Source organism: Streptomyces sp. NPDC021115 (genome assembly GCF_044333065.1).
GTDB lineage: Bacteria > Actinomycetota > Actinomycetes > Streptomycetales > Streptomycetaceae > Streptomyces.
In genome coordinates this window covers 525,849-551,614 of sequence record NZ_JBIRQF010000004.1, presented here as the reverse complement: position 1 = coordinate 551,614, position 25,766 = coordinate 525,849, and the positions used below count along the sequence as shown (strand labels likewise).

Annotated in this window: 29 protein-coding genes; 10 read left to right on the top strand and 19 right to left on the bottom strand. The window is 68.6% G+C overall.

Annotated features, from left to right (window positions below):
- Nucleotides 1-87: 87 nt before the first annotated feature.
- Nucleotides 88-579 (top strand): MarR family winged helix-turn-helix transcriptional regulator, encoded by a 492-nt coding sequence (locus ACH4TL_RS16550; protein WP_398314611.1) that lies wholly within the window; start codon nucleotides 88-90, stop codon nucleotides 577-579.
- 210 nt (nucleotides 580-789) lie between these two features.
- Nucleotides 790-2,505 (top strand): chloride channel protein, encoded by a 1,716-nt coding sequence (locus ACH4TL_RS16545; protein ID WP_398314925.1) that lies wholly within the window; start codon nucleotides 790-792, stop codon nucleotides 2,503-2,505.
- A gap of 6 nt (nucleotides 2,506-2,511) precedes the next feature.
- Here ACH4TL_RS16545 and ACH4TL_RS16540 read toward each other — a convergent pair whose 3' ends face one another.
- On the bottom strand, nucleotides 2,512-3,012 hold the full coding sequence (locus ACH4TL_RS16540; protein WP_398314610.1) for a nitroreductase family deazaflavin-dependent oxidoreductase: 501 nt from the start codon (nucleotides 3,010-3,012) through the stop codon (nucleotides 2,512-2,514).
- Between the two features lie 215 nt (nucleotides 3,013-3,227).
- On the opposite strand from ACH4TL_RS16540, the gene ACH4TL_RS16535 reads away from it, so the two are divergent.
- A complete protein-coding gene (locus tag ACH4TL_RS16535; RefSeq protein ID WP_398314609.1) occupies nucleotides 3,228-3,893 on the top strand; it encodes a DUF4142 domain-containing protein in 666 nt (221 codons plus the stop codon).
- Nucleotides 3,894-3,925: 32 nt separating this feature from the next.
- Here ACH4TL_RS16535 and ACH4TL_RS16530 read toward each other — a convergent pair whose 3' ends face one another.
- The 7 genes from ACH4TL_RS16530 to ACH4TL_RS16500 form a co-directional block, all read right to left on the bottom strand.
- Complete coding sequence (locus ACH4TL_RS16530; protein ID WP_398314608.1) at nucleotides 3,926-4,456, bottom strand: hypothetical protein; 531 nt, start codon at nucleotides 4,454-4,456, stop codon at nucleotides 3,926-3,928.
- Entirely contained in the window at nucleotides 4,453-4,908 is a 456-nt protein-coding gene (locus ACH4TL_RS16525) for a hypothetical protein (RefSeq protein WP_398314607.1), read from the bottom strand. Before ACH4TL_RS16525 ends, ACH4TL_RS16530 begins: the two co-directional genes overlap by 4 nt.
- Nucleotides 4,909-5,062: 154 nt before the next feature.
- A complete protein-coding gene (locus ACH4TL_RS16520) occupies nucleotides 5,063-6,175 on the bottom strand; it encodes a PucR family transcriptional regulator (protein WP_398314606.1) in 1,113 nt (370 codons plus the stop codon).
- Nucleotides 6,176-6,226: 51 nt separating this feature from the next.
- Nucleotides 6,227-7,525, bottom strand: a complete 1,299-nt coding sequence (locus ACH4TL_RS16515) for an ArsB/NhaD family transporter (protein ID WP_398314605.1) — start codon at nucleotides 7,523-7,525, stop codon at nucleotides 6,227-6,229.
- Nucleotides 7,518-7,988, bottom strand: a complete 471-nt coding sequence (locus ACH4TL_RS16510) for a CBS domain-containing protein (protein ID WP_398314604.1) — start codon at nucleotides 7,986-7,988, stop codon at nucleotides 7,518-7,520. Before ACH4TL_RS16510 ends, ACH4TL_RS16515 begins: the two co-directional genes overlap by 8 nt.
- A complete protein-coding gene (locus tag ACH4TL_RS16505; protein ID WP_398314603.1) occupies nucleotides 7,975-9,246 on the bottom strand; it encodes a cation:proton antiporter in 1,272 nt (423 codons plus the stop codon). Before ACH4TL_RS16505 ends, ACH4TL_RS16510 begins: the two co-directional genes overlap by 14 nt.
- Nucleotides 9,247-9,446: 200 nt before the next feature.
- Nucleotides 9,447-10,076, bottom strand: coding sequence for a type III effector protein (locus tag ACH4TL_RS16500; protein ID WP_398314602.1), 630 nt, complete (start codon nucleotides 10,074-10,076; stop codon nucleotides 9,447-9,449).
- A gap of 128 nt (nucleotides 10,077-10,204) precedes the next feature.
- Here ACH4TL_RS16500 and ACH4TL_RS16495 point away from each other — a divergent pair, with 128 nt between their 5' ends.
- The 3 genes from ACH4TL_RS16495 to ACH4TL_RS16485 all read left to right on the top strand — a co-directional run bounded on the left by ACH4TL_RS16495 (nucleotide 10,205) and on the right by ACH4TL_RS16485 (nucleotide 11,637).
- The gene (locus ACH4TL_RS16495) at nucleotides 10,205-10,636 is read left to right on the top strand and encodes an Hsp20/alpha crystallin family protein (protein ID WP_398314601.1); all 432 of its coding nucleotides are present in this window, start codon (nucleotides 10,205-10,207) and stop codon (nucleotides 10,634-10,636) included.
- Nucleotides 10,637-10,739: 103 nt separating this feature from the next.
- Nucleotides 10,740-11,135: a DUF2267 domain-containing protein gene (locus ACH4TL_RS16490; RefSeq protein ID WP_398314600.1), complete on the top strand. Its 396-nt coding sequence runs from the start codon at nucleotides 10,740-10,742 to the stop codon at nucleotides 11,133-11,135.
- Nucleotides 11,136-11,202: 67 nt separating this feature from the next.
- Nucleotides 11,203-11,637 (top strand): DUF2267 domain-containing protein, encoded by a 435-nt coding sequence (locus tag ACH4TL_RS16485; RefSeq protein ID WP_398314599.1) that lies wholly within the window; start codon nucleotides 11,203-11,205, stop codon nucleotides 11,635-11,637.
- Nucleotides 11,638-12,148: 511 nt separating this feature from the next.
- On the opposite strand, the gene ACH4TL_RS16480 is transcribed toward ACH4TL_RS16485, so the two are convergent.
- The 3 genes from ACH4TL_RS16480 to ACH4TL_RS16470 form a co-directional block, all read right to left on the bottom strand.
- Complete coding sequence (locus tag ACH4TL_RS16480; RefSeq protein WP_398314598.1) at nucleotides 12,149-12,682, bottom strand: flavoprotein; 534 nt, start codon at nucleotides 12,680-12,682, stop codon at nucleotides 12,149-12,151.
- Nucleotides 12,683-12,788: 106 nt separating this feature from the next.
- Nucleotides 12,789-13,568, bottom strand: a complete 780-nt coding sequence (locus tag ACH4TL_RS16475) for a GntR family transcriptional regulator (RefSeq protein ID WP_398314597.1) — start codon at nucleotides 13,566-13,568, stop codon at nucleotides 12,789-12,791.
- Complete coding sequence (locus ACH4TL_RS16470) at nucleotides 13,565-14,107, bottom strand: GntR family transcriptional regulator (RefSeq protein WP_398314596.1); 543 nt, start codon at nucleotides 14,105-14,107, stop codon at nucleotides 13,565-13,567. The genes ACH4TL_RS16475 and ACH4TL_RS16470 overlap by 4 nt, the downstream gene beginning before the upstream one ends.
- Nucleotides 14,108-14,268: 161 nt before the next feature.
- On the opposite strand from ACH4TL_RS16470, the gene ACH4TL_RS16465 reads away from it, so the two are divergent.
- The gene (locus tag ACH4TL_RS16465) at nucleotides 14,269-14,667 is read left to right on the top strand and encodes an ATP-binding protein (protein WP_398314923.1); all 399 of its coding nucleotides are present in this window, start codon (nucleotides 14,269-14,271) and stop codon (nucleotides 14,665-14,667) included.
- A complete protein-coding gene (locus ACH4TL_RS16460) occupies nucleotides 14,664-14,954 on the top strand; it encodes a hypothetical protein (RefSeq protein ID WP_398314594.1) in 291 nt (96 codons plus the stop codon). Before ACH4TL_RS16465 ends, ACH4TL_RS16460 begins: the two co-directional genes overlap by 4 nt.
- 40 nt (nucleotides 14,955-14,994) lie before the next feature.
- Here ACH4TL_RS16460 and ACH4TL_RS16455 read toward each other — a convergent pair whose 3' ends face one another.
- The 3 genes from ACH4TL_RS16455 to ACH4TL_RS16445 all read right to left on the bottom strand — a co-directional run bounded on the left by ACH4TL_RS16455 (nucleotide 14,995) and on the right by ACH4TL_RS16445 (nucleotide 16,299).
- Nucleotides 14,995-15,447: a hypothetical protein gene (locus tag ACH4TL_RS16455; RefSeq protein WP_398314592.1), complete on the bottom strand. Its 453-nt coding sequence runs from the start codon at nucleotides 15,445-15,447 to the stop codon at nucleotides 14,995-14,997.
- A 202-nt stretch (nucleotides 15,448-15,649) separates the two neighbouring features.
- The gene (locus ACH4TL_RS16450) at nucleotides 15,650-16,042 is read right to left on the bottom strand and encodes a hypothetical protein (RefSeq protein WP_398314590.1); all 393 of its coding nucleotides are present in this window, start codon (nucleotides 16,040-16,042) and stop codon (nucleotides 15,650-15,652) included.
- Complete coding sequence (locus tag ACH4TL_RS16445) at nucleotides 16,039-16,299, bottom strand: hypothetical protein (protein WP_398314588.1); 261 nt, start codon at nucleotides 16,297-16,299, stop codon at nucleotides 16,039-16,041. Before ACH4TL_RS16445 ends, ACH4TL_RS16450 begins: the two co-directional genes overlap by 4 nt.
- 506 nt (nucleotides 16,300-16,805) lie before the next feature.
- Here ACH4TL_RS16445 and ACH4TL_RS16440 point away from each other — a divergent pair.
- On the top strand, nucleotides 16,806-17,006 hold the full coding sequence (locus tag ACH4TL_RS16440; protein ID WP_398314586.1) for a hypothetical protein: 201 nt from the start codon (nucleotides 16,806-16,808) through the stop codon (nucleotides 17,004-17,006).
- A 641-nt stretch (nucleotides 17,007-17,647) separates the two neighbouring features.
- Here the strand turns inward: ACH4TL_RS16440 and ACH4TL_RS16435 are convergent.
- From ACH4TL_RS16435 to ACH4TL_RS16415, 5 genes are all read right to left on the bottom strand, one after another.
- On the bottom strand, nucleotides 17,648-18,001 hold the full coding sequence (locus ACH4TL_RS16435; protein WP_398314585.1) for a hypothetical protein: 354 nt from the start codon (nucleotides 17,999-18,001) through the stop codon (nucleotides 17,648-17,650).
- Between the two features lie 14 nt (nucleotides 18,002-18,015).
- The gene (locus ACH4TL_RS16430; protein WP_398314583.1) at nucleotides 18,016-22,395 is read right to left on the bottom strand and encodes a DUF6531 domain-containing protein; all 4,380 of its coding nucleotides are present in this window, start codon (nucleotides 22,393-22,395) and stop codon (nucleotides 18,016-18,018) included.
- Complete coding sequence (locus tag ACH4TL_RS16425; protein WP_398314581.1) at nucleotides 22,392-22,949, bottom strand: hypothetical protein; 558 nt, start codon at nucleotides 22,947-22,949, stop codon at nucleotides 22,392-22,394. The genes ACH4TL_RS16430 and ACH4TL_RS16425 overlap by 4 nt, the downstream gene beginning before the upstream one ends.
- 2 nt (nucleotides 22,950-22,951) lie before the next feature.
- Nucleotides 22,952-23,320, bottom strand: coding sequence for an SseB family protein (locus ACH4TL_RS16420; protein WP_398314579.1), 369 nt, complete (start codon nucleotides 23,318-23,320; stop codon nucleotides 22,952-22,954).
- Nucleotides 23,321-24,374: 1,054 nt separating this feature from the next.
- Nucleotides 24,375-24,902: a DUF5994 family protein gene (locus ACH4TL_RS16415; RefSeq protein ID WP_398314577.1), complete on the bottom strand. Its 528-nt coding sequence runs from the start codon at nucleotides 24,900-24,902 to the stop codon at nucleotides 24,375-24,377.
- On the opposite strand from ACH4TL_RS16415, the gene ACH4TL_RS16410 reads away from it, so the two are divergent.
- Nucleotides 24,801-25,727 (top strand): DUF5994 family protein, encoded by a 927-nt coding sequence (locus tag ACH4TL_RS16410; protein WP_398425261.1) that lies wholly within the window; start codon nucleotides 24,801-24,803, stop codon nucleotides 25,725-25,727. The genes ACH4TL_RS16415 and ACH4TL_RS16410 overlap by 102 nt on opposite strands.
- Nucleotides 25,728-25,766 lie beyond the last annotated feature (39 nt).

Here is a 25,766-nt window from a genome sequence, read left to right as displayed (position 1 = left end):
CGTTGCGCGGCGGAAGCGGGACGGCATGAGTGGCGCCCGATGAACGGCGGGCACGCGGCGTCGGGACCGGGACGATAGAAAGGGCGTATGTCCCACCCTTCTCCAGCCTCCGAATCCGATGCCGAGGCGATGGTCACCGCCCTGCTGACCGCGTCCCGGTTGCTCGTCGCCGTCTCCGCCCGGTCCTTGGCCGCGGTAGAGGAAACCCTGACGTTGCCGCAGTTCCGGATGCTGGTCGTTCTCGACGGCCGGGGACCGCTGAGCCTCTCCGGGCTGGCCGGGGAGCTGGGAGTGCAGCCGTCGACGGCCATGCGCATGATCGACCGGCTGGCCGCGGCAGGCATGGTCGCGCGGGGTGTCTCCGCCGAAGACCGGCGCACCAGTGTGATCTCGCTCACCAAGGAGGGTCGGCGGATCGTGAACGAGGCCACGGGCCGACGGCGGCGGGAGATCGCGCGCATCGTCGATGAGATGCCGCCCGGCAAGCGGCGCCATCTCATCGAAGCGCTGCGGGCGTTCACGGAAGCGGGCGGCGAGCCCTCGGTGGAGGGCGGCCCGCAGGCACACGCGAGCTGGTGATCCCCCGGGGGCGGTTCCAGCGCGCGTACGGCACGCTTCGCAGCCGCCCTTCGCTCCTGACCCGGCCGGTGCCGTCTGTGCGGCACACCCATTCTTTTGCATAATGCAAAGATGGGTAGTGAAACGATCGGTCTCCGGCGAACGCCGTCCCCTTCCGCGCGAGCAGGTGCCCGGCTGCTGAGCAGCGCGGGCCAGAGGCAGGGAGGGGTGATCGCGCTCGCGCTGATGGTGGGGTGCGGTGCCGGGCTGGGAGCGATCGCCTTCCGGTGGCTGATCCAGACCTTCACCCGGCTGCTGTCGGGCCACGCCGACTACTCGGCCGCCGGTCACGCCGCCCATCCCGGACTGCCGTGGCTCGGCCCGTGGTTCGTGGTGCTGGCGCCGGTGGTCGGCGGGCTGCTGTACGGGCCGCTGGTGCAGCGCTTCGCCAAGGAGGCGCGCGGGCACGGCGTACCGGAGGTGATGTACGCCGTCGCCCATCGCGGGGGACGGATCGCCCCGCAGGTCGCGGTGGTCAAGGCGCTGGCCTCGGCGCTGTGCATGGGGTCGGGCGGCTCGGTGGGCCGGGAGGGGCCGATCGTGCAGATCGGCTCGGCGCTGGGCTCGACCGTCGGGGGCCTGCTGCGGATGCCGGAGGACCGTCGGCGGCTGCTGGTCGCCTGCGGCGCGGCGGGCGGGATCGCCGCCACCTTCAACGCCCCGCTGGCCGGGGTGTTCTTCGCCATGGAGCTGATCCTGCGGGACTTCGCCGTGGAGTCCTTCGGCGCCGTGGTCCTCTCCAGCGTCACCGCGAGCGTCATCGGCCGGGCGGCGCTGGGGGACGAGGCGTTCCTGACACTGCCCGCCTTCCACGTCGCCCACCCCGCGCAGTACCTGCTGTTCGCCCTGCTCGGAGTGGTCGCGGGCGCGGTCGGCGTGGCGTTCACCCGGGTGCTGTACCTGATCGAGGACGCCTGCGACTGGGCCTGGCGCGGCCCGGAGTGGCTGCGCCCGGCGGTCGGCGGGCTGCTGCTGGGCGGTCTGCTGCTGGCGCTGCCCCAGATGTACGGGGTGGGGTACCCGGTACTGGAGAACGCCATCGAGGGAAAGTACGCCGTCGGTCTCCTGGTGCTCCTGCTGGTCGGCAAGGTCGTCGCGACCAGCCTGACCATCGGCATCGGCGGATCGGGCGGGGTGTTCGCGCCCAGCCTCTTCCTCGGCGCGATGGCCGGGACCGCGTTCGGCGCCACGGCCCACCAGCTGCTGCCCGGCACCGCGGGCGCGGTGGGCGCCTACGGGCTGGTCGGCATGGGCGCGGCCTTCGCCGGCTCGGCCCGGGCCCCGATCACGGCGGTGATCGTGCTGTTCGAGCTGACCGGAGAGTACTCCATCATCCTGCCGATGATGCTCGCCATCGTCCTGGCCACGCTCACCAGCCGCCTGCTGTCACGCGACACCATCTACACCCTCAAACTGCGCCGCCGCGGCATCGACCTGGACGGCGCGCGGCTGGGCTCCCCGCTGGCCGGTGCGAGCGTCCGCGACGTGATGGAGGAACTCCCCGCCACGTTGTCCGGCGACCTGCCGCTGGAGGACGCCACCGACGTGATCGCCCGCTCCGGACACGGGGTCCTGCCCGTCACCGGCCGGAACGGGCGGTACGCGGGTGTGGTCACCGCCCGCGCCGTGGCCGAAGCGCTCACCGAGCGGGACCCGTCCCTGGACGCGCACGCTACCCCGCGCACCATCGCCGGCCTCGCCGAACAGCCCCCTGCGGTGACCGCCGGTGCCCCGCTGAGCGGGGCTTTGCACACCCTGGTCACCGCCGACGGCGCCGGGCTTCCCGTCCTGGACGCGGACACCGGCGAACCGGTCGGCTGGCTCACCCACCAGACGGTGCTGAGCGCCCTCCACGCACCCGCCCACCCGGCCGGGTCGCCTCGCTGACCGCCCTCAGCGCCGCGCGGGCGGGGGGTCGGGGAGGACTCGGACGAAGGGGATGTGGGTGCGTCCGATGCGGTGGTAGTCCTCCGCGCTGCCGTCGGTCTCCAGACCGCACATGCGCATCAGGCCGCGGGCCAGGCGCGGATGCCGCAGGGCGTAGGTGGCCATCAGGCGCCCGGATTCCTCCGGCCCCAGCGGCTCGGCGACCGCGGACATCCGGCGCCGACCGACCTGGACGGTGACGTACGGCGTGCGCTGGATGTTGCGGTACCACTGCGCTCCCGGGCCGAACCCGGAGGCGAGGTGATAGGCGCCGGTCTTCGGATCACGGCCGGTCACCTCCAGGACGACCTGCCGCGGCAGACCACTGGTGCGGCCCGTATGGGTGAGCAGCAGCATCCGGCCGCCCAGCAGCCACCCCAGGTGCCAGCGGTAGAGCAGGACCGGCGCCCGGAACACCACCCTGCGCAGCCCGGAGGGCGGGGGCACCCGCGTGCGTCGGACTGCCATCGATCGGCCTCCTCCCGTACGCGGCCGAGCCGACGACCGCCCCGCGCCGCCGCCAGGGAAGCGGGGAGCGTAGTGGATCGGAGAGGCCCCGGCCATCGGTTTCGCGCACCTTGGCAAAGTGCAATTTTTGCACTGTCTAAAGACTAGCGTTCTGCGTGCCCACGACACAGGCGTCCGTCTCCCATGAACGGACGCTCCCCGATCCAGGAGGCACCATGACCGCGCACGCCCGGTCGGCACACGGCCGCTCACGCAACCTCACCCTCGCGGGCGTCCTGCTCGTCGCCCTGGCCGTCGTGGCCGGAGCGATCGTATGGGGCACCCGGAGCGAAGCGAACGCCACCGAGAACGCCTCGGCGAACTTCCCCAGCGCCCAGCCGGCCGCCCCCGGCGACGTGGTCACCACGGCCGGTCCCGTGAGCAAGCTGGACATGGAGTTCCTGATGAAGGTGCGGCAGGCCAACCTGTGGGAGGCCCCGGCCGGCCGGCTCGCCCAGACCCACGCCACCAGCGAGGCCGTCAAACGGGCCGGGATGCACGTCATGGACGGGCACTCCAAGCTCGACGAGTTCGTCCGCAACACCGCCGAGGCGCTGAACGTCTCCCTCCCGGACGAGGCCAGCGCCGAGCAGCAGGGCTTCGTCCGCACCCTGGAGAACGCCCAGGGCGAGGACTTCGACAAGAAGTTCGCCAACATCCTCCGCGGCACCCACGGCAAGATCTTCGTCACCATCGCCCAGGTCCGCGCCAGCACCAAGAACTCCCTGATGCGCCGCTTCGCCTCCGAGGTCAACCTCACCGTCCTGGACCACCAGAACGTCCTTGACGACTCCGGCCTGATCGACGACGCGACGTACGACGACATCGCCTCCAGCTTCTGACGCCCGAGCAGGCCCACCCCACGGCTGTCTCGTCAGGTGCCGAGGTCTTCGATGACCTCCCTCACCTGGCGATTCAGCGAGAGGGCCCACCGCGTCGACAACGGCGCCAGCCGGGCGACAGCCGCTCCCAGCCACTCCGGGTCCCCCAGGCGGTGCAGCGCCCTCGCTTCGGACGTCTTCCGGAACAGTTCTTTCACCAGGTAGACGTGGTTGCCCGTGTACGGGCGCTCGTGATGGGTGTAGTTCACCGACCAGGGCTCGTACGGACGGCGGACGAGCCCGCCAACGGAGCAGCCGCTGGGGCCGGTATCCATGTGGTGGCTGCCGCCGAGCACGCCCAGCACGCCCATGGTGCGGGTGGCGTGCCACGACTTGAAGGCGGCTCGGATATGCAGCTCCATGAACCTGGCCCACGGGATGGTGGAGAGTGGTTCCGGCACTCCGGGCTCGTGGTGCTCCATGCCCTCGGGGGTGAGGACCAGGTACGAGCCGCCCTCCCGCTTCGGGTCGCCGATGATCCAGCGGTCCCCGACCAGTTCCAGTGGGCCCAGGTACTCCGTCATGATCCCCCATTGGTCGTGTGTTCGCCCGAGCGGCGCCGGTCCGCGGGTGTTCCCACGGGGGCCGCGCACCTCGGGAAGGCGGTCCGAGGGCGACGGCCCACGACCTGTTCGCGGAGGGGCCCGGCGGGCTGGAGGCGGTGGTTCAGCCGCCGCTGGAGCCTGACGCCGACCCAGCCCGCCCCCGCCACCGCCGGCAGCACGGCGATGCGCAGCCAGGGCCGGTCGGGCAGCGCGTCCCCGGCGAGCGCGACGCCCCAGGCCAGCGCGATACCGGTCACGACCACGGCGGTGAACGGTGGACCGGCGGTGTCGGCGCGGGCTCCGTCTCCCCCGCGAGCCCCGACGCCGACACCGCCGGTCCACCGCACCAGCCGGTATCCGGCAACGACGAGGAGCGCGACGCCGAACAGGACGGCCAGCAGCCCAGGCGCGGTACGCAAGAACTCAGCCACAGCGCCTCCCCCGATGCCCCGTCTTTCCGTCTCCCCGTCTCGGTGCGGGCTCATCGTGGCACCGCGGCTCCGAGCCGCGCATTGCCGGAACCCGGCAATCTTTACGCGTTGCTGACGGCCTGGAAACGCCGGAACCGAACGGGCCGGGCGGCACCTACAGGGGGTTCGCCGGCCACCCCAGCAGCCGGGCCCCCATCGCCGCCGTCTCCAGGGTGAAGCGCTGCAACGCGTCGCCCGGGTCGTAACCGGTCAGGTCCTTGATGCGCGCCAGCCGGTAGGAAAGCGTGCGGACACCGATGTTCAGCCGCCTGGCCGCCTCGGCGTTGACGTAGGCCGCCGCCGCGCACGCGGTGAGCGTCTCCACGAGCGGCCCGGCTCCGCCCCGGGCCTGCGCGAGCGGGCCGAGCACCGTACGCACCAGGTCGGACATGGCAGCACGGTCCCGCAGGAGCACCGGAAAGACCAGCAGGTCGGCGGCGCGCAGAACGGGACCGGGCAGCTCAAGACGGTCGGCGAGTTCCAAGGCGTCCAGGGCCTCCTCGTAACTGCGCACCACGCCACCGGCCCCCGGGTGCTCACGGCCGACGGCCACCCGCCGCGCCCCTGCCTGCCCGCTGCCGGGACCGTGCACCCAGCCGATGAAGGCGTCCAGGATCGCGCGCTCACGCTCACCGCCGGCCGCGACGCACACCAGCCGCCCGTCCTTCGTCGTCAGCAGCACATCGTGCTCGCCGAACCGGGCGATCACCTCCCGCTCGACCCGCCGCACGACCGGATGGACGACGTCATACGGCTCCTCGCCCTCGGCGACCGCCACGGCATGGCTCCGTGCCAGCCGCAGTCCGAACCGCTTCGCCCGCTCGGCCAGCCGCCCCAGGTCGCTGCGCCCGTACAGCAGATCGTCGACGAACTCCCGGCGCGCCGCCTCCTCCTGCCGCACCGCCAGGCGCTGCGCCCGCTCGTGCCCCTCGCCGAGGGCGGCGACGGCGGTGTCCACCGCGCCGAGCAACGCGTCGGCGGTACGGACCCTCACCGCCGCGTCGGCCCCCCGGACCGCACCGGGCAGCGAACCCCACAGCCTGCGGGTCTCGCCCAGGTACAGCGTGATCAGTTGCCGCAGGCCGTATCCGGCCTCGGCCGCCCGCTCCCCCAGTTCGCGCAGTTCGTCCAGCTCGGAGCGGCGCAGCAGCCGACCGGTATCGGAGACATCGACGAGCATCCGCTCGTAGCCGCCGAGGAAGTCGGCGGGCATCCGGTCCTGTCTCATCGGTCCGCTCCCTGTGGTTCGTGGGTTCCGGTGGGTCCGTGACGCGTACGGTCAGCTCAGGGCGAAGTACCGCAGCCACAGGTATCCGGCGCACAGGGTCACGGTCACGGCGGTGACGACCAGGCCGTACCGGGTGAACTGCCAGAAGGAGATGGGCTGCCGGTTGCGTTCGGCGATGCCCAGCACGACGACGTTGGCGGAGGCGCCGATGGCGGTGGCGTTGCCGCCCAGGTCGGCGCCCAGCGCGAGGGCCCACCACAGCACGTGGACCCCGTCGCCACCGAAGCCGTGGGCCAGGTCGGCGGTGATGGGGGCCATGGTGGCGACGTACGGGATGTTGTCGACGACCCCCGACAGCACGGCCGAGCCGAACAGCAGCAGCATCGTGGCGCCGAGTTCGCTGCCGCCGGTGGCGTCGGCCAGCGCGCGGGATACCTCCCCGATGACGCCGGTCTCGATGAGCGAGCCGACCATGATGAACAGCCCGGCGAAGAACGCCAGCGTCGGCCACTCCACCTCCTTCAGTGCCTCGCCGGTCTCCACCTTCGAGATGGCGATCAGCAGCCCGGCGCCGAGCAGGGCGACCACGCTCGGCGCGTAGTGCAGCACCGGATGCGCCACGAACCCGAGGACGACCAGGACCAGGACCCCCAGGCCCTGGTACAGCAGCCGGTGGTCGCGGATGGCCTCGCGCTCCTCCAGCGCCATCACCTCGGCGGCGCGCTCCTCGTCGTACACCAGCGCCTTGCGGAACATCACCCGGCACAGCAGCACGAGCACGACGGTCAGCAGCGCGGCGATCGGTGCCAGGTGAACCAGGAAGTCGTTGAAGGTCAGCCCGCCCCGGCTGGCGATGATGATGTTCGGCGGGTCACCGACGAGCGTCGCGGTGCCACCGATGTTGGACGCCAGCACCTCCGCGATCAGGAACGGCGCCGCGGGCAGCGCGAGGCGTTCGCACACCAGCAGGGTGACCGGGGCGACCAGGAGGACGGTGGTGACGTTGTCCAGCAGTGCGGAGGCGGAGGCGGTGATGACTATCAGCATGGTCATCACGCGGAAGGGCTTGCCGCGGGCGCGCTTGGCCGCCCAGATCGCCAGGTATTCGAACAGACCGGTCTGCCGCAGGACTCCGACGATCGCCATCATGCCGAGCAGCAGGAAGACGACGTTCCAGTCGATCCCGGAGTGCTCGTCGAAGAAGGCGGCCTTGTCGTCGGTGGCACCGATGGCGAGCATGGCCGCCGCCCCGGCCAGGGCGGCGGCCGTGCGGTGCACGCGCTCGCTGATGATCGCCACGTAGGCGACGACGAAAACGGCGATCGCCGCCCAGCTGTGCCAGTCACTCATGGGGCTCCGCAGGTCCGAGGAGTCGATGGAGGAGCTGCGAGGCGGTGATCACCCCGAGCAGGTACAGGCCCGCCTTGTCCCGGTCGGCCACCGCCACCAGCGGGCTGCGCACGCGTGCCATCAACGCGGCCACCTCCAGCGCGGTGTCGTCGGGGGCGGCGATCGGTGGCCGGGCCGCGTCGTCGGACAGCAGGTCACTCACCCGGCGGCCGCGCAGTGCCTCACACAGCCGGTCGGCGTGGTTCTCGTCGACGACCGCCGCCAGCGCCGGATCCTCGACCACATAGGCCGGGACCAGCGCCTTCACCACCTGGGAGGCGGGCAGGATCGCCTTCGGCTCCCCGTCCCCGTCCAGGACCAGCAGCCCCGGCAGTTGGCGCTCGGCCAGGAGGCGGGCGGCCTCCAGCGCGTCGTCGTCGACGCGGACCGACTCGTACTCCACGGCCAGATCACGTGCGCGCATCGCCGTCCTCCTTCACCCGGGGCGCCGACGGGACGCCCTCGACCGTGCGCTTCTCCCTCTCCACATCGTCGTCGTCCGGGATGCCCACGAGGTCCTCGACGTCGAAGAGGCGGGCGACCGGCACATCCGTACTGCTGTGAGCGGCGATCGAGAACGCGATGCACACCGCGATCAGGGTGTACGCCTCCGCACCCTGCGGGATGCCGGACTGGAGCACGAGCAGGCCGTAGACGACGGAGGCGAAGCCCTTGGGGCCGAACCAGGCCGCGGCCAGCTTCTCCCGCCGCGTGAAGCGGGTACCGATCAGCGAGACCAGCAACGACGCCGGGCGCACCAGAACGATGGCCAGCACCACGGCCACGTACCCGCCGACCGGCAGATCCCCGAACAACCGAGGCGTCAGCAGCGCCCCGAACACCAGCAGCGCCGCGAACTTGCTCAGCTCCGCCACCGCCTCGCCCAGCGACTCGAACGCACGGCCGGAGTCCGGCGCGACGGAGGCGAGCACCGCTCCCGCCGAGAAAGCGGCCAGATAGGGGTTGGCGTGGGTCAGATGGCATGCGGCGTAAAGGATCACACCGGTCGCCAGCGGCAGCAGCGGCTGGAGCTTCGGCTCGGCGCCGAGCACCGGGAGCCGTACCAGTCCGTTCACCAGCAGCGGCAGCGCGGCGCCCAGCGCCAGGCCGCCGACCAGCTCCGCGGCGATCACCGACGGCGACGCCTGCGCCTCCCCCGAGGTCGGACCGGCAGCGGCGATCAGCAACAGGACGACCGGCAGCGCCAGCCCGTCGTTGATCCCGCTCTCCACGTTCAGCAGCTGCCGCAGCCGCGCCGGGACCTCCTTGCGCCCCACGATCGCCGAGGCGAACACCGGGTCGGTCGGCGCCAGCACCGCGCCGACCAGGAACGACGTCGTCCAGTCCAGCCCCACCAGAAAGTGGGTGATCAGCGACATCCCCACGAACGCCAGCGGCATGCCAAGACCCAGCGCACGCGCCGGATTCCGCCAGGCGCCGCGCAACGCCGGGAACGAGACATGCATGCCGTCGGTGAACAGCACCGCGAACAGCGCCAGATCGGCCGTGATCGCCACGATCGGGCTGTCCGCCGTGATGTGGATGAGGCCCAACGCCCCGTCGCCGACGAGCGCGCCCGCGACGAGGAAGAGCAGCGAGGTGGAGAGAACCGAGCGGGCCGCCAGCCCCGAAACCAGGACCGCGATGAGAAGCGCCACGCCGAACACCGCGATGAGCACCATGAGTACCGTCCCCGATCGGTGAAGAGAGCTATCCCCTACCGCCGACCAGGCTTCCCGGCACACCGCACGGCACCTTACACGATCTTTACGCGCCCCCTACGGAACGTTGATGCCCGCTGTCCGCACCACGCGGCCACCCGCGCGGGATCCCGCCGCCTGCCTCGCAATGTCTCGCGCGCGCCTTGGAGTAACGAGTGGGGTCAGGGTGGTGTGAGGGTGTCGAGTTGTGCGGCGAGGTCGGGGTGGGCGGCCAGGTGAGGGCGGGTGGCGTTGAGGGGACGGATGAGTTCGGCGGGGTCGTCGTGGGCGAGGGCGGCGTGGAGCTGGCTGAGCGGGAGGCGGGCCGTGGTGGGCAGGTCGGTGAGGGCGGTGATCTGGCCGGCGATGCGGCGCAGGTCGGCCGCGTTGCGGCGGGCCCAGGTAGTGGTGGTGCGTTCGGCGGCGCGGCGTTCGCGGGTGGCCTGGACGCGTTGTTCGCCGGTGGTTCCGGCGGGACCGGGCCGGTTGCGCAGGTAGCGGCGTTCGGCGGCCTGGCGGCTGGCGACGCCGAGGGGGTGGGCGAGGTCCGCCCAGCTGGCACCCGCCTCTCGAGCGGTTTCGATCAGGCCGGATTCCCATCCGGCGAGCTGCTCGCGTACCTGCCGCAGCAGCAGAAGCGAGGCCAGGGCCTGCTCGGGGCCGACGTCGTGAGTGTCGGCAGTGCCGGGGACCTCGTGGCGGGCGGCGTGCAGGGCGTCGTCTATGGCATGCAGGGCCGCCGCGGCGGTGAGGAACGACGCCGGGCTCTGTGTGCCGGCGCTGGACGATGCCGGCTGGTCGGCCGGGGTCATGGGCACCTCCCTCAGGTAGTCATCCTCTGGACGACACCAGGTTTGTCATCCATTGGATGACATGCTACAACAGAAGCAGTGAGGCGCATTGGCAGCAACTGCCCGAACCTTCCTGGAGGTGTTTTCCGATGTTGATGCGCACCGACCCCTTCCGTGAGCTCGACCGGCTGACGCAGCAGCTGATGGGACCGGCCACCTGGTCCCGGCCGTCCCCGATGCCGATGGACGCCTACCGCGAGGGCGACCAGTACGTGGTGGCCTTCGACATCCCCGGCGTCAGCGCGGACGCGATCGACATCGACGTCGAACGCAACATGCTGACCGTCAAGGCCGAGCGCCGGCCCGTGACAAAGACCGACGACGTGCAGATGGAGCTGTCCGAGCGGCCGCTGGGCGCCTTCTCCCGCCAGATCGCGCTCGCCGACACCCTCGACACCGAGCACATCCAGGCCGACTACGACGCGGGCGTGCTCACCCTGCGCATCCCGATCGCCGAGCGCGCCAAGCCCCGCAAGGTCACCGTCGGCGTCGGTGCCGGCCGCAAGGAGATCTCCGGCTGAACCGGACGGACAAGGGCTGAACAGCGGCGGAGGACGGGTATCTGATCTCCCCCCTCGCCCGTCCTCCGCGCCCCATGGGCCGAGGAAGGGGGTGACGGCCGAAGTGGCTGTGCGACGCGAAGCGTTCCTCGACCATGTGAAGGAACGCGGCGAATACGGCACTCGGCAGGAGACCGAACGCGCGGCCCGCGTGGTGCTGGCCCTGCTGGGCGCACACCTGGTCGGCGAGGTACGCGCCCAGCTGGCGGCGCGTCTGCCGGAAGACTTCGCCCTGATCCTCCTCAACCCGCTGCAGAGCGCCGAGCCGCTCCCCCCGGAGCGGTTCGTGCGGGCGACCGCGGCCTGGATCGAAGGGGCCACCGAACAGACCGCGGCCTGGGACGTCAGCGCTGTCCTGTCCACGGTCGCCGACAGCGCCGACGACGACCTCCTCGGCGAGATCCTGCTCCAGCTCCCCGCAGGCTACGACCTCCTCTTCGGCCGCCCCCGACCCATCTGACCACCCACCCCGGTGACCACACACGGGCCACCACGACCCTGGTGACAGAAAGGCAACCACCGCAGTGATGTCCGACCAGAGCGCACCGCTCCAGCAGCCCTGCACAAGGGCGTACGCGCACATGCTGGAAAAGGTCCGCTACGACGGCGCCTACCCCACCCGCGAGAAGGCCGAGGAAGCCGTCCGCCTCGTCCTCGCGGGACTGGGACGTCAGCTGACCGGCGACGAACGCGTCGAACTGGCCGCCCGCCTCCCCCTCGAAGCCGCACGCATCCTCACCGCCCAGATCCCCGACACCCAGCCCCTGGGTGGCTGGGCCTTCGTCAAGGACCTCGCCACCCGCACCGGCGCCTCCCTGGCCACCACCCGCTGGGACACCGGAACCGTCTTCTCCGCCGTCGCGGCCTACGCCGGCCCCGAACTCATCACCCGCATCCTGCGCCAGCTCACCTCCGGCTACGCGCTGCTGTTCGGCCGCGCCGAACTCACCCCCGCCGCGTAGACGAGGACATGCGTGCTCGGGGCGGGCGCGCGACGACCGCCGCGTCGCCGTCCGCCCCGCGCACCGGACCATGCGAGGTGACCGCCGTTGCCTGCCCGACCGCCCGCATCGACCTGCTGGCAGGCACGGTCGAGCGCATCGGGGCGCCGGTAAATAAGGGACCCCGGCTGATCTACCGGCACCGGCCTCGCTCGCACCCCACCATGACCAACCACGCTTTCAAGCTCAGCAGTCATGCCCCAGCCGTGCCCTTCAAGGCGGTGCACAGAGGTCGATGAAGGCACGATCAGACCCACCCACTGAGGCACAGAGGCCGCGTTTTACCTGATCAGCGGCCTACAACCATGGTCAGCACCGGTGATTCCCAAGCTCAGAGCGCGAGTTCGATTCTCGTCACCCGCTCCACCACAAAGCCCCAGGCCAGCGGCCCGGGGCTTCTTTGTTGCCCCGACTGCCCTACACGCCGTGCACCGGATTCGCACCAGAACATGTGGTGCTCCTCAGGGAACGCTCACCGCACCCGGGGTGTGAGAAGCTCCACCGCTTGCTCCCACCGGAACCGGTCGCGGCCTCGTCCCGCCTTCGGCTGGTGTGGTTCGTAGTCGGCGATGAGTACTCCCATCTCGCGCAGCCGTTCCAGGCTCTGCCGGTAGGCGGGGTGTGCGGCCTGGGCGGCGTTGAGGTAAGGCAGGGCGGCGATTGGGGTGCCCATGCCGTACGCCTCGCACAGGATGCCCACGGCCAGGGTGTCCGCGATCCCGGCAGCCCACTTGTTGATCGTGTTGAACGTTGCCGGGGCGACGGCGATCGCGTCCGGAGGCGGGAGGGGCCGCGGGGCGCCGGGGGAGCGCCAAGCGGAGCGGATCGGATAGCCGGTCCGGACCTCGACCGCTTGGGCGTCGATGAAGCCGAGGCCCTGCGGCGTGGCGATCACGCCCACGTCCCAGCCCCGCTCCTGCGCCGCGTTGATCAGCTTGCCGACGTCATCGGCGATCTCGGCTGCACAGACGACGACGTACAGGAACGGCTTTTTCCGCTCACTCACGCAGGGACTCCCAGTCTTCGGCTGAAGTGGTGCAGTTCGGGCAAGGTTCGACGGCGGTCACGGGCCACATCGTTGGCTTCGCTCGGCCGCTCCTGCGTGGCCGCAGTCAGGAGGAAGTGAACTCGTACTGCAACTCGTAGAGGTGACCGGCCTTGGCCATCACCGTGGCTTCGATGGGGCGTTCGTCGTCGCTGTACACCACCCGCAACGTACGCAGCACCGGCAGGTTCCCGGGCAGACCAAGCACCGTGTACTGCTCCTGGGTCGGCACGCGGGCGGAGACCTTGTCGACGCTGAGGCGGGGCGGGTAGCCCAGTTCCGCGAGGAGGGCCGGGGTGCCGCCCTTGATCTTGCGGCGGTCCATCATCGCCGTCCCGCGCGCCAGTTCCAGCGGGTAGTAGGACTTCACCAGCTCCACCGGCTCGTCATCCATGAGCAGCACCTGCGTCCGCAACAGCGCCGTGCCGTCCTCTGGGAGCCGCAGCGCCTCGGCGACATCGGCGGGCGGCCGAGCCTCGGTGACGTCGAGGAGCCGGCTGCTCCCGCGCGTCTGGTGACTGGCGGCCTCGCTGATCCACCGATACGGCTGACCGGGCGCGGCCGGGGCCATGTACGAGGCGGGGCGCATGGTGCGCTGCCGATGTTCCCGTACGGTGACGGCCGCTCCGGCGCGGCCGACCGCCAGGCCCTCGTCCTTCAGCAGCTGAAGCGCCTTCTGGACGGTCGCATTCGACGCGCTGAACCGCTCCTTGAGCTGCGCGGTCGAGGGCAGGTTCGCGCCGGGGCGGAGGTCGCCCGACATGATTTCGTCCCGTAGGTCGGCGGCGATCCGCTCGTGCAGCGACCGCCGGTCGACGGCGTCGTGTTCGGCCTTGGGCACGGTCATCCCATCGTGAGTTCGTAGCGCAGACGCTGCCGGTGGGCGGGCATGGTGATCAGGTCGGCCTGGATGGCTCGCTCGTCCCCGTCGAGGACCACTCGCTCCAGCCGCAGCACGGGCTCGTCGGCGGCCGTCCGCAAAAGCTCGCGCTCTTCCTCATCCGGCATCAGGGCCGTCACATCCTCCTGCACCCGCCGCCCCACGTACCCGAGTTCAGTGAGCAGGGCCACGGCCCCGCCACGGATCTTCGCGGTGCCCGCGAGCGCGGTCCCTGCCGCGATATCGGCCGGGTAGTACGAGTCGGTCAGCTCGCACGGCTGCTCGTCCAGGTACATGATCCGTCGCCGCACGACGACCCGATCCCCCTCCGCAAGCCCCAGCAGCCGGGCCACCGCCTCGGGAGCGGGCACTTTCCCCGCCCCCACGATCCGCTGCGTGCCCCGACGCCCTCGCGCCGCGGTCTCCTGCTCCCACACATCCCCCTGCCCTCCGGCAGCCGGCCGCAGATAAGGCATCGAGGAACTGATCCACGCGTCGCCAGGCACCGAACCCCTCCTCAAGCTTGATCGGACTCGCCAACTTTGCCGCTTTACACAGTAAGCGACCCCATGGCCACCGCCTTGAGACTACCTTGCCATCTTTCGCGAATAGCAATAAAGTTACCTCAATCTCACAGTACGCTCTGAGGCGGTGACCGGCCGTGCACTTGACGGGCCAACAGTTGTTCACGCGGCGTAAGCCCTCCATCCAGGCAAGCCGACAGTTCGTGACCCGAACACTCTCCGAGTGGGGCTACGTCGATCGCTTAGACGAGATCGAGCTGTGCGTCTCGGAACTCGCGACCAACGCCCTCCTACACGGCGTCCCGCCCGGCCGGCTGTTCCGGGTGCGCATCGAGGCCACCGAGGAGGAGGTACGCATCGAGGTACGCGACTCCGGCTCCGGCCGCCCCATTTCCCAAGCCCCGCACCTCGACAGCGAACACGGCCGCGGCCTGCTCCTCGTCGCCGAACTCGCCGACGCCTGGGGCGACATCGAACACACCGTGGGCAAGACGGTCTGGTTCACCGTGAAGTCGACGCCGACCACAGGTCACGCCGAATGACACCGCGCCCTGACGACAACAACAGCCGGGACCTGGACCAGCTCCACCGCGCCGAGATCACCGTGGCCATGAACTGGGTGATCCGCACCTGCCTGGACATAGTCCGCGAGTGCAGCCACAAGACGTTCTGGTCCCCCACGGGCACCACACCGACCACGGACGACCTCATCCACTCGGCCCGCACCGACGTGCTCAGCAGGCTCCGCCACCAGATCGACGGGGCCGAGTCCATCATCACCAAGGCCGAGCACGAACGCGCCAAGCGCAAGCTGTCGGATCCCAGCTGATGGTTGACGTTCTGGTCTCGGGTGATGCTTGACGGTGGGCCTAGACAACATAGGGAGCCCTATGGGGCTTGTTCGCTTTCACGTTACGGACCGGGACGTCGGTCGTGCGCCGGATGACCCGGATCTGGCTGTCCAGCTCAACGGTGATCGTCGTGTCCGACACGTGCACGGTCACGGTCTGGCCTGCGTAGGGGCGGCCGAGCGAAATCGTCTGGCGGCAGACCATGACCGTGCCCACCTTGCTGACCCGCCGCTGCACACGCACGGGCTCGATGCCCGGACGCGGCGGCGGTCCGGCCGGACGCAGGCCCCGCAGTCGGCGGACTTCCTCGCTGGTCAGCGGGTTGGGCCGCACCCGCAGCAGTTCCCGCGAGGACGGATCGAAGAACGACAGTGTCTCGTCGTCGATCCGGATACCCACCTGGCGTCCTCCAAGGATCTCCGCCGCCAGCACCTGGTGCCCGCCCAGGCCCACCAGGCCACTGTTGTTCACGACCCGGTCCACCTCGAACGCAGCCCCGTCGCCGGCAGGCAGCGGGGCCGGTCCGGCCGCACGTCCGCCCCGGGCGGCCAGCCACCCCAGATCCGCCACCGACAGGTGGGCAGGTCCACAGACTGCCCGACGCGCCGCAAGCTTACGGGGCCATGATCACTCGCCCCAAAGCAGCTCCAGCCCAAAGTCGCTCCACCGACCTTCAGGTGAGCGGAAAGCCCCAACGGAGGGCCTCATTCTCGATTTCTATTTGCTCCTGATCCAATTCGGCCTTTCGGGCGGGATCTAGGTTTTGCACATTAAGCATGGCTTGTACGGAGGCGTAGCGGATTTTAGCCTTCTTGCGCCGGCTCACGAGTTCTAGAGTCACGAGAATCCACTCGAAGAGCGCCGAGAGCAGGACTGCAATCAGTGGAGCCAGGTACAGAAATACTTTGCCCGCTATCTTATCTTGGTAGCTTTCGCCAACAAAAGCGGCTAGGCCGACGCCAGCACCAGCCCCGGCGAGCGACGCCTTGAGTGCGTCAGCGTTAAACGGCGTTGGAACGGCTGGTCCAGTCTGAGTGATGCCGTTCCGTTGCGGGGGAATCGTCACGAATCACGTCCCGCAGGCCTACTGTCGTACTCATTCAGGAATTCGTCAAACCGGGCCGCCTCGCTTGCGTTGGCTAGATCGAGGTTCACAGAATGAGCATCGCGTCCTTTCGCTTCGAAGGTTACTTTGTGGCTAGCGATATCGACCTGCACAGAGTTCAATCGGCGCAATTGCAGCAGTTGCCTAAATGCGCGCCAACCGACTGGAATGAACGAGGCAATAACACCGGCCAACACGCCAGCAATTTCGGCTTCCATCGACCGACCTCCCCCCCCCTGATTCAGCGTGGCTCCCGTGTTCGCGTAAGCGTCAACTAATCATCATACCTACCCAGTTGCCCAGTGGCAGACACTTCCAAGTGATCGTTTAACGCGTCTCTACGACAGGCGTTGCCACGGGATATCGATGGGGACCGAGCAGTCCGCCGGTCAGCCAGTGCGACTGGGGAAGCTGGTCGAGGGCTACGGTGATGTGACTAAGGGTGGTCCCGCAATGGATCTCCAGCGGACCTAGTAGCACGCGAGTCGCCTGCAACAACCAGACCTCCTGGGCCGTCCCTGGGCCGCCCGAAGCCGACCAACGCTGACAGTCGGCACCCGAGGGTGACCACCCCCACCCCGCTCTGACCTGGGCCCCCGCCGATGATCTGCCACACTGGACGTGTTATGCCTGCACCCGGAGAACTGCCTTAGGTCAGACCCTAGCTGCACTGAAATGGGTCGTTTGGTACGCGAAGCGGGCTGAACCTCGCTACGTTCGTCGCATGCACGCAGAGAACGCGATGCCCCAAGACCACGACTGCACCGAACGTGGTTGCATGATCGACCACAGCAACCCCCAGGTGAAGGTCGAATGGCACGTGTCCGACGATCCGAACCCGGCGGCCTACCACAGGCTGCTAGAGCTCCTCTTCGCGCCGAGGCCCGACGATGAGGACAGCACCACCGAGCGACATCACACGTAATACTCGGTTGATCAACGCGGCAACACTGGTAGTCACCGCGCGAGGAGCCGTGCCAGATACGTGCCAGAACGAGCGGTAGACCACGGTCAACAGCGGACACCAGGAGCCCTTACCCAAGATCGCTAAAGGTATCGTTTACTCAGGTCAGCGGGATGATCAACCGTAATGGGCCGGTGATTCCCAAGCTCAGAGCGCGAGTTCGATTCTCGTCACCCGCTCCACCTCAAAGCCCCAGGTCACAGACCCGGACCTTGTTTGCTGCCCAGGACGATCAACGGCCACCTTGCCCGCTCCATGCCAGGTAGCTGCCGCGCATGTCCGGCGGCCGCGTTCACTCCCCCGTGCCCCGACGGGCGCTGCCGATGCACTCGACAGTGCCGATCGGGCATGCCGGACCCATGAGCAGGTATGCAGCGGCGAAGCCCTACGTGCTGCCGGAGTCGCTCGACGAGCTGGGCGGACCGACGGCCTGCAGTGTCACGCTGCCGCGCTGCTCGTGGCGCGGAAGCTCGCTCCCGACGCGTCGGTACCGCACAGGAGTCGTCGGCTTTGATCTCGAAGATGTTCTCGTCAAGGACGGCATCGGTCAGGTCTGCCCCCTCATATCGGTGTCGATCAGCGAGGCAGTCGAAATCCCCCAGCTAGGCGCCTTTTCGGAGCCGATCCGCCCACTTCGCACATGTCTCCGCATCAATAGCAAAAAACAGCTCAGGGGTAGAAATCTCAAAAAGGAATTGAAGCAGCAGGTCTTCATATTCCTCGTCGACACCAATCGGATCCAGTGAATGGATGGCTTCCGCCCATTCCGTAAATTCTGGCCCCGTAATTTCACCGGAAATACATTTCCGGACGGCATTGATTGCACTGGCGCGGCCGAAAATCACAACCTCATCGATATGACCTCGACTTACCGAGCGCGCGGCCGGAATGAGGTCGTCGACGCGACCCTCCAAGTTAACCAGATCCAGAAGGGCCTGGACTTCCTCGCGATTCACCTACCACACCTTCCTCACTTAGGCTTCACATGGACCACATTCCCATCAGGGTCCCACGTTGTCTTATAGGCGTCGATCGTCTCTCCGCCCACATCTACAACCTTCGTATATACAGCGTAAGAACCCGGAACTATACCTGGCACCTTGTAGTTGAACTCGGCAGACCCATCTGAGGATTTCTTGACAGTTGGAATCTCGGCACCAGCAGGGGCCCCCTTAACGAACCTCTTGAGATTTTTCAACTGGGCTTCATTCAAATCCCCCTTATCTTGAATTCTGTCAAACTTTTGACCGCGAGTTAGCTTGGGGCATTCTGACTCCAAGCCCAGTGCGTCGATCCAAGTGTACGGGTTTTCGATATAAGCGTGATGATTGAAAGCCGGCTCGAGCCCCAGCGGGTCCGGCGTGACGTACCTGGCTGTTTCCGGGTCGTAGTGGCGGAAGTAGTTGTAGTGGAGTCCGGTTTCGGGATCGGCGTATTGGCCGGGGAAGCGGAGGGGGCAGTCGGTGGCGGAGGGTGGGGTGGGGAGGGGGATGCCCCAGAGGGTGGTGCGGGATTGCCAGGCCAGTTCGCCGTCTGGGGTGACCAGTTCGGTGGGGGTGCCGACCAAGTCGGTGATGACGGCGTGGAAGCGGGGGGTGCCCAGGTCACGGTTGGTCTGGGTGAGGGGACGGTGGGTGCCTGGGGTGTAGTCCCAGGTTGTGTGGGTGCCGTCCGGGGTGGACTGTTCCGCCAGGCGGGTGTCCTCCCAGGTGAAGTGCAGGGCGTCGGCCGCTGTGCCGTCGTCGGTGAGGCGGTGTTTGGATATGCGGCGGCCCAGGGGGTCGTACGTGTAGTGCCAGTGCTCGCCCTCGGGAGTGGTCGCGTCGGTGAGGCGGTCCTCGGTGTTCCAGGTATAGGTCCAGGTGCGGGTCTGGCCGTTGAGGAGCTTGCGGGTGCGGCGGGTGAGGCGGCCTTGGGCGTCGTGTTCGTAGGTGGTGCGCCCGGCGCGGTGGAGGATCGTGCCGGCGAACGTCCGGTCGCCGGGGGCTTCGTGGTCCGGGGCCGTGGCGTGGGTGAGGTTGCCCGCCGCGTCGTAGGCGTAGGTCTCGGTCCAGCCGTGGGCGTGGACGGCGGTGACCCGGCCGACCGGGTCGAGGTCGAAGCGGCGGGTGCCGGAGGTGAGTTCGCGGATCTCGGTGAGGTAGCCGTCCGCGCGGTACGCGTACGAGCGGTGCTGGAGGAGGCGGTCGGCGGCTTCCGGGGCGCGGGTGAGGGTCTGGGCGGTGAGGCGGTCGGAGGTGTCCCAGGTCTGGGTGAGGGTGACGTCGTTGCCCAGGTGGCGTTCGGTTTCTCGGCCTGCCGCGTCGTAGGTGAAGGACAGGGCGCCTGCGCCGTTGTCGAGGTGGGTGGGGCGGCCTGCGGGGTCGTAGGTCCAACGGGAGAGAAGTCCGCCCGGGGTGGTGCGGTCGGTGCGGCGGCCGACAGCGTCGTAGGCGTAGGTCGTGGTGCGGCCGTTGACCGTTTCTGACAGGACGCGGCCCAGGGCGTCCCGCTCGATGCTCAGCTCGGCGTCCGCGTTGGTCGCTTCAAGGAGGTGGCCTGCGGCGTTGTGCGCATACCTCGTGATCTCGCCCGCGTCGCTGCGTTGTTCGGTGGTGCGGCCGAGGTCGTCACGGGTGAAGTGCAGGGTTTCGCCGACGCCGTTGGTGCGGGAGAGCAGGTTTCCGGCCGCGTCGTGAGTGTAGGCGAGGGTACGGCCGTTGAAGTCGGTCTCGGCGGTGAGGCGGCCCGCCGCGTCATAGGTGTAGTCCCAGGTCAGGCCCTGGGGGTTGGTCACGGTGGTGAGGCGTAGCTCGGTGTCGTAGGTGAAGGCGTAGTGGGCGCCGTCGGGGTCGGTGCGGGTGGCGAGGAGGTCGAAGTGGGTGTGGGTGTGGGAGGTGGTGTGGCCCGCGGCGTCGGTGTGGGTGACGAGGTTGCCCTCGCCGTCCCACTCCCAGGTTTCGCGGGTGCCGTCGGGGTTCTCGCGCCAGGCGGGCTGGCCTTCGATGGTCCAGCCGTGGCGGGTGGTGTTGCCGAGGGGGTCGGTGAGTGCGGTGGGGCGACCGTGGGGGCCCCGCTGGACGTGGGTGGTGTGGCCGAGGGGGTCGGTGAGGGCGGTCGGGAGGCCGGCCGGGTTCGGCGTGACGGTCGTCGTGTGACCCAGAGGGTCGGTGATCCCGGTGAGGTGTCCCGCGTCGTTGTAGGTGTAGCGGGTTACCGCGCCTGTGGGGTCCGTGGTGGAGGTGCGGTTGCCCCGGTCGTCATAGGTGTGGCGCCACACGCCGCCGTTCGGGTCGCGGATCTCCAGCGGGAGGCAGTCGTCGTCGTGGACGGCGGTGAGGGCGGTGCCGTCCGCGCGTTCGATCCGGGTGGGATTGCCGAGGTCGTCGTAGGTGTAACGGGTGGTGTGGCCCAGGGGGTCGGTGACGGCCACGGGGTGGCGGTTGGTCTCGTCCCACTCGGTTCGGGTCGTGTGGCCGAGGTTGTCCGTCTCCGAGACGATCTTGTACGCCTCGTTGTAGACGTACACCGACTCGTGGCCAAGGGAGTCGGTGTAGCGGGTGGTGCGCGCTGCCTCGTCGTAGCGGAAGCGTCCCGAGAAGGTGCCGTCGGGGCCGACGGTGCGCAGGACCCGGCCTCGATGGTCGTAGACGTAGCCGAACGCGGTGCCGTTACGGTCTTCCCAAGCGGTGATGCGGTGCTGGTCGTCGTAGCGGAAGCGGAGCGGGTCGCCCGTGGAATTGATGATCTGCGCGAGATTGCCCGCCGCATCGTAGGCGTACGAGACGAGAGTGGTGCTGCGCTCTCCGTCCTGGCCGTGAAGCAGACGAAGGCGGGTGATGCGCAGCAGCTCGGGATCGGTGTCCACGGCTATGCGATAGCCGCCCGAGTGCGTGACCTCGTGCGGTGCGCCCTTCGCGTCGTAGGCGAAGGTGATGCGGTTGCCCGCCCGGTCGGTGATCGCTGAGAGGGCCAGCTCCGATCCGCCGGTGGGCAGCGGGGTGAAGTGCAGCGTGCGGTTGCGCTCGGGGGCGCTGATCGTCATGGTGCTGTCCGGCTTGCCGTCCCAGGACAGCGGCCAGCGGGGTCCGCTGGTGGGGAGGGTGGGCACGTCGGGTTCGGGGACGGGGTAGGTCAGAACCATGCCGTCGTCGGCGATGTAGACGACGCCCTTGTCGTCCAGCTCCAGCCGTTGGTCCAACGTCCCGGCCCAGGTGGGGCCGAACCAGCCGCCGCACGGGTGCCCCGATACGTAGTGCCGCTCCAGCACGAGCGGGAGGGCACCGGGCAGTTCGACGTCCGTCGCCGAGGTGAACATTTCCCCTGTGGCGGCGTCCACCGGCTCGTTGAGGCCGCACTTCTCGCCTTTGCACTTGTCGTGCTTGTGCGGCTCGCTGTCCGCGCGTTCGCGCCCGCTGCCGTCCCGGCGCAGTGCCCGCTCGCGGCCGGCCAGTCGTTTGGCGGCGTCCTTGGCGGCAGAGGCGCCCTTGCGCGCGACGGACCCGCCGCCGGTGGCCAGTGCGAGCAGCAGGTCGGGGGTCAGCTGGCCGGCGGCGCGGGCGGGATTGCGCTGCCATTCGTCCCAGTTGACGGCGGCTTTGGCGAACTCCTTGGGATGTTCCTGCGCGTAGACGACGCCGTCGGCCATTCCGGCAAGTTGCATGGACCAGCCGCCGAAACCGTCTTCGACCAGGTATTCGCCATGCTTGTACAAGCCGCGCGCGGTGTCCCACGCCCCGTAGAGGTAGTTCTGTCCCTTTTCATAGACGCGGTCCCAGCCCTTGGGCGCGTCAGGGGCTTTCTCCGCCGCCGCCTCCAGCTTCTTCTTGGAGGTGTCGACGACGTCTTGAAGTTCCTTCTCCAGGATGTCCAGACGGCGATAGCAGTCCTGGAGCGCGGTGGAGCCGGGGTCTTCGGTTGGTGGCTTGTCCGGAAGGTTGTCGTCCTTGCGGTCCACGGCCGCGTTGTATTTCTCAACCTGATCGGCGTGCTTTGTGGACGCGGCACGGGCGGCGTCCGCATCCGCGATGATCGGTTTGAGCCGCTTATGGACGGACCGCAGCTTGTCGGCATAGGCGTCCAGGGCACTGGCTGCGGATTTGAAGTACTTGCGTGCCGCCTTCAGCTCCCTTGGGAGCGCTTTGACGGCGCCTTCAAAGCTCTCGGCGGCTTCGCCCGTCCACGGCATACGGACGAGGACAGCCAGCTTGTCGTTGCCGTCACCGAACGCTTCCGCATAGGCGCGGAGCTTGACGACGAGGTCATCGATCTTGCTGGGGCTGCCGATGATGACATCGCTGGGCTTGGCGTTCGGCGGTATGCGCTCGGTGGCACCGGGTGAGGCGCCCTCTGTCGCGTCCTTCGAGGTCATGCAATGGGCCCCCGATTGTCATCGCTCTCCCAATCGATGACATGGTCCTTCCCGACGCGGTGGATCCGAGGCGTCTTCTCCGGCTTCGGCTCTTCGTCCCACTGCTGCTGGAGGCTCTTCGGCGCGGAGTCGAATTCGCCCCGGTACCCTTCATCCCAAACCTGCAGACCGTGGTCGCCGACGGGAAGTTTGGCCATGTTGTCCTCGGTCGGGGAGAAGTCCTTGATGTGCAGCAAGTCGGCCATGACGTAGGCGGAGAGAACCTGCCGCAAGGTCTCAAGGATCTCGTCAGTGTGCTGGGCGATGCGGCCCATACCGTAGCCCCACTTGGAGAGCACCTCCTTGGCGGGCTTCTCGATATCGATCGTGGCCGCGAAGTCGATATCCCCGGCCATCGCCTTCCAGTCGTCCTTGATCTTGCGGGCCGCTACGACGGACTCCTCCAGCGGCTTCATGACCTTGCGGACCCCGGATATCTCCACCGCGTACCCCGCACCGGGCGCCGGGTCATTCCCGCCGGGTGTGCCCTTGCCGCTTCCGTCATCCCCCGCCACGTCTACTCGCCCCGTGTCTCGGCTGTCTCGTGTGCCGCTCCAGCGGCATCCGCCGACACGTCGGCCATTACCGCGTCCAGCACGAATGGACGCGGACCCAGCGGATCGACCAGCGCTCTGACCCCCTCCGGCAGCTGCTCCATCAGGTCCTCGGCGGTGGTGGATGCCCACTCACATGCGCCCGCGAACAGGGCAAGCCCCTCCCAGGAAGTGAAGACCGCCACCACCGGCCCCTCCACCGTCTCCGAGACGAAGAAGCCGGGTTGCTCGGGCCGCCGGAAATAGAGCCGCGCGGAGCGCAGTTGCGCGAGGCGTTCCGCTGGAGTCATATGCGCGACGGCCTCTTGGCGTACCAGGTCACGCAGCGACATGCCATCCCCCCTTCCCATCGCGCCACCGTACGCATTGCAGCCAACATGCTGGCACAGCCGTGTGACCTTTTCGGCCAACACCCTGGGACACCGCTACATGACGAAGTTCAGCAACGGGGCTCAGTTGCCAGTGAGGTGAGGTTCCAGACTTCGGGCCGGTGATGTGGTCCGGCGTGGCGAAGATCGTCGTCCCGCTGCAGAGCGGCAGGACCTCCGCGACCTACTAACTCGTCACCGCCCCCAGAGTCTCCGAACCACCCCAAAATAGCTACTCATCGTGACCAAAGCCGTGGAGCCCCAGCAGATGCACGACACATCAACATGCGGGCATACCAGTTCCAAGGCCGGGCTCAAAAGCTCCGAGCTGCTGATGGGAGGCTCGTCAACACACGACACCACCCCCGCCACGGCGGACGCGGCATGTCCGGTTGCGTGTGCACGGTCAGCCTGTGGCCATGAACGGCGCGCATGCGCAGACCGCTGTCATCAGGCGAAACCGGCGACGATCAGCGATACCGAATCCCGTCGTGCCCCATCCGTGCCCTACGGGGCGGTAAGCAGCGGTAAATGCAGGCGCGGCCATGCCCGCCCTTCAGGATCCTGCTGGTGCATTTTTGCTGGTCAGCAGCATACAGCCACCACAAGCATCGGTGATTCCCAAGCTCAGAGCGCGAGTTCGATTCTCGTCACCCGCTCCACAGCAAAGGCCCAGGTCACAGACCCGGGCCTTGTTTGTCACTCAGTCCAACCCCCTCTTCACCGACGGCACATTGCCCTATACGTGCCCTGCTGATGGGGCACGTATAGGGCGCGAACCCTGGAGCACGCACCGAGAACGGCATCTCGGCAGAGTCACCCGCGGCCTCGTGACCTGCTCTTCGGCGGTAGCTCCGGCATCGACAGCGGCGAGGTGCCCTGAGCCTGGCGTTTCCTTTCCGTCATGGGCCAATGCGGCGGCGGTCTGGAAAAGTTCGCGGGCGGCCGTTCATCAGGGGGGACGGCGGTGCCTTACGGGGCGTCAGGCGGCCGAGGCCGGGTGCACCGTAAAGAGGCGTCAGGACGTGCCGCGGCGTTCCGGGCCTGTCTGCGGGTCTTCCTCGGCGGTCGGGCGGGCCCGGCCGGTGCCGGTGTCGATGAGGATCTGCTTGGCCGGTGCGAGGTTGTCGGCGCGGACGGACCGGGCCATCGCGGTGCGCGCCGCGTCGGGCGTCGCGTGCGGAGGGATCACCAGCAGGGAGAAGAGATCTTGATCGTTTCGGGTGATGAGGATGGTGTCGTCACCCACGGGGAACGAGTCGATGTGCACGATGCGGTCGTCGATGATCAGTCGTGTCGGCAGTTCTTCCCAGGCGTCGGAGTCCAGGCCGACCCGCACGACGGGCCCGAGGTACTCGGTCAGCGCGGTGACCAGGGCGGGAAGCTCGGCGCCGATGTCGCGCGAACGCGGCCACCACGCACCATCGAGGATGCCCTCACGGGTATGTGTCGTCGCCAACCGCAGCAGGGCTGTTCCCGGTCTCACAGCATGCTGGATCGCGTCCGGCAGAAGACTCACTTCACGTGGGGTGTCGGCGTCGGACATGGTCTGCTCACCCTCTACGGGGTTCGGTGGACCCCGGGTTTCACCGTACTCCGGGAGCCCACTCACAGGCTCGGCCGCGCCCTGCGGATCCGGACCCGGATCACTCGGGGGCTCGGCGGGGCCACGCCCCGGAGTAGGGTGAAAACACCGGGAGCATTTCGTACACCCGCCTCCACGCAGGTGTCGTTTTCGGCGAGCAACAACACCGGGACGTCAAGACGCGCCCGGGGACGGGTCCGCGCCATGACCATGGCCATCGACCGTACGACCACCAATGAGCGCGTGCCCTCGCCACCGGTTCGCTTGTCGCTGACCCCGTCCAGCCCGGTTCCAGGTGCTCTGGACGGTGCGTGGTGGCCTCGCTCCCGCGATCTCCACCGCGAGCTGCCGGCCCTGACGGACGTGCTGGACGCACACTGGGGCCGGGTCACTCGCGTCTCCGTGAACCCGGCCCATTGGCCCGCGCTCCCGCGCAAGGTGCCTGTGACCGGGCACACGGTGAAGGTGGGCTGGTTCACCGATGAGCAGGACCCGCACAAGTTGATTCTGCTCTCCTACACCGCAGGCCGCTGGGACCTTCTGGTGATCCCGCCGGAGACGAGTGCGGCAGCCGCCGCCCGGCTGATGGCCTCCGCAGCCACCGTCGGCAGCCTCGTCACCGCCAGCGGTCTGATGGCGAGCGAGACCGCCATCCGCGACGCCCGGGACGATCTCAGCCGGGAGGAGGAGTGGGAGACCGATGGCGGGCCGCCTCAGTGGCGGCCGGAGGCCGAACCCGACCGGAGCCCTGAGCTTCACCGGACTCCTGAGCTCCAAGGGAGGTGAGGATGTGGAGACCGTCATCACGGTGTCCGTGATCATCGG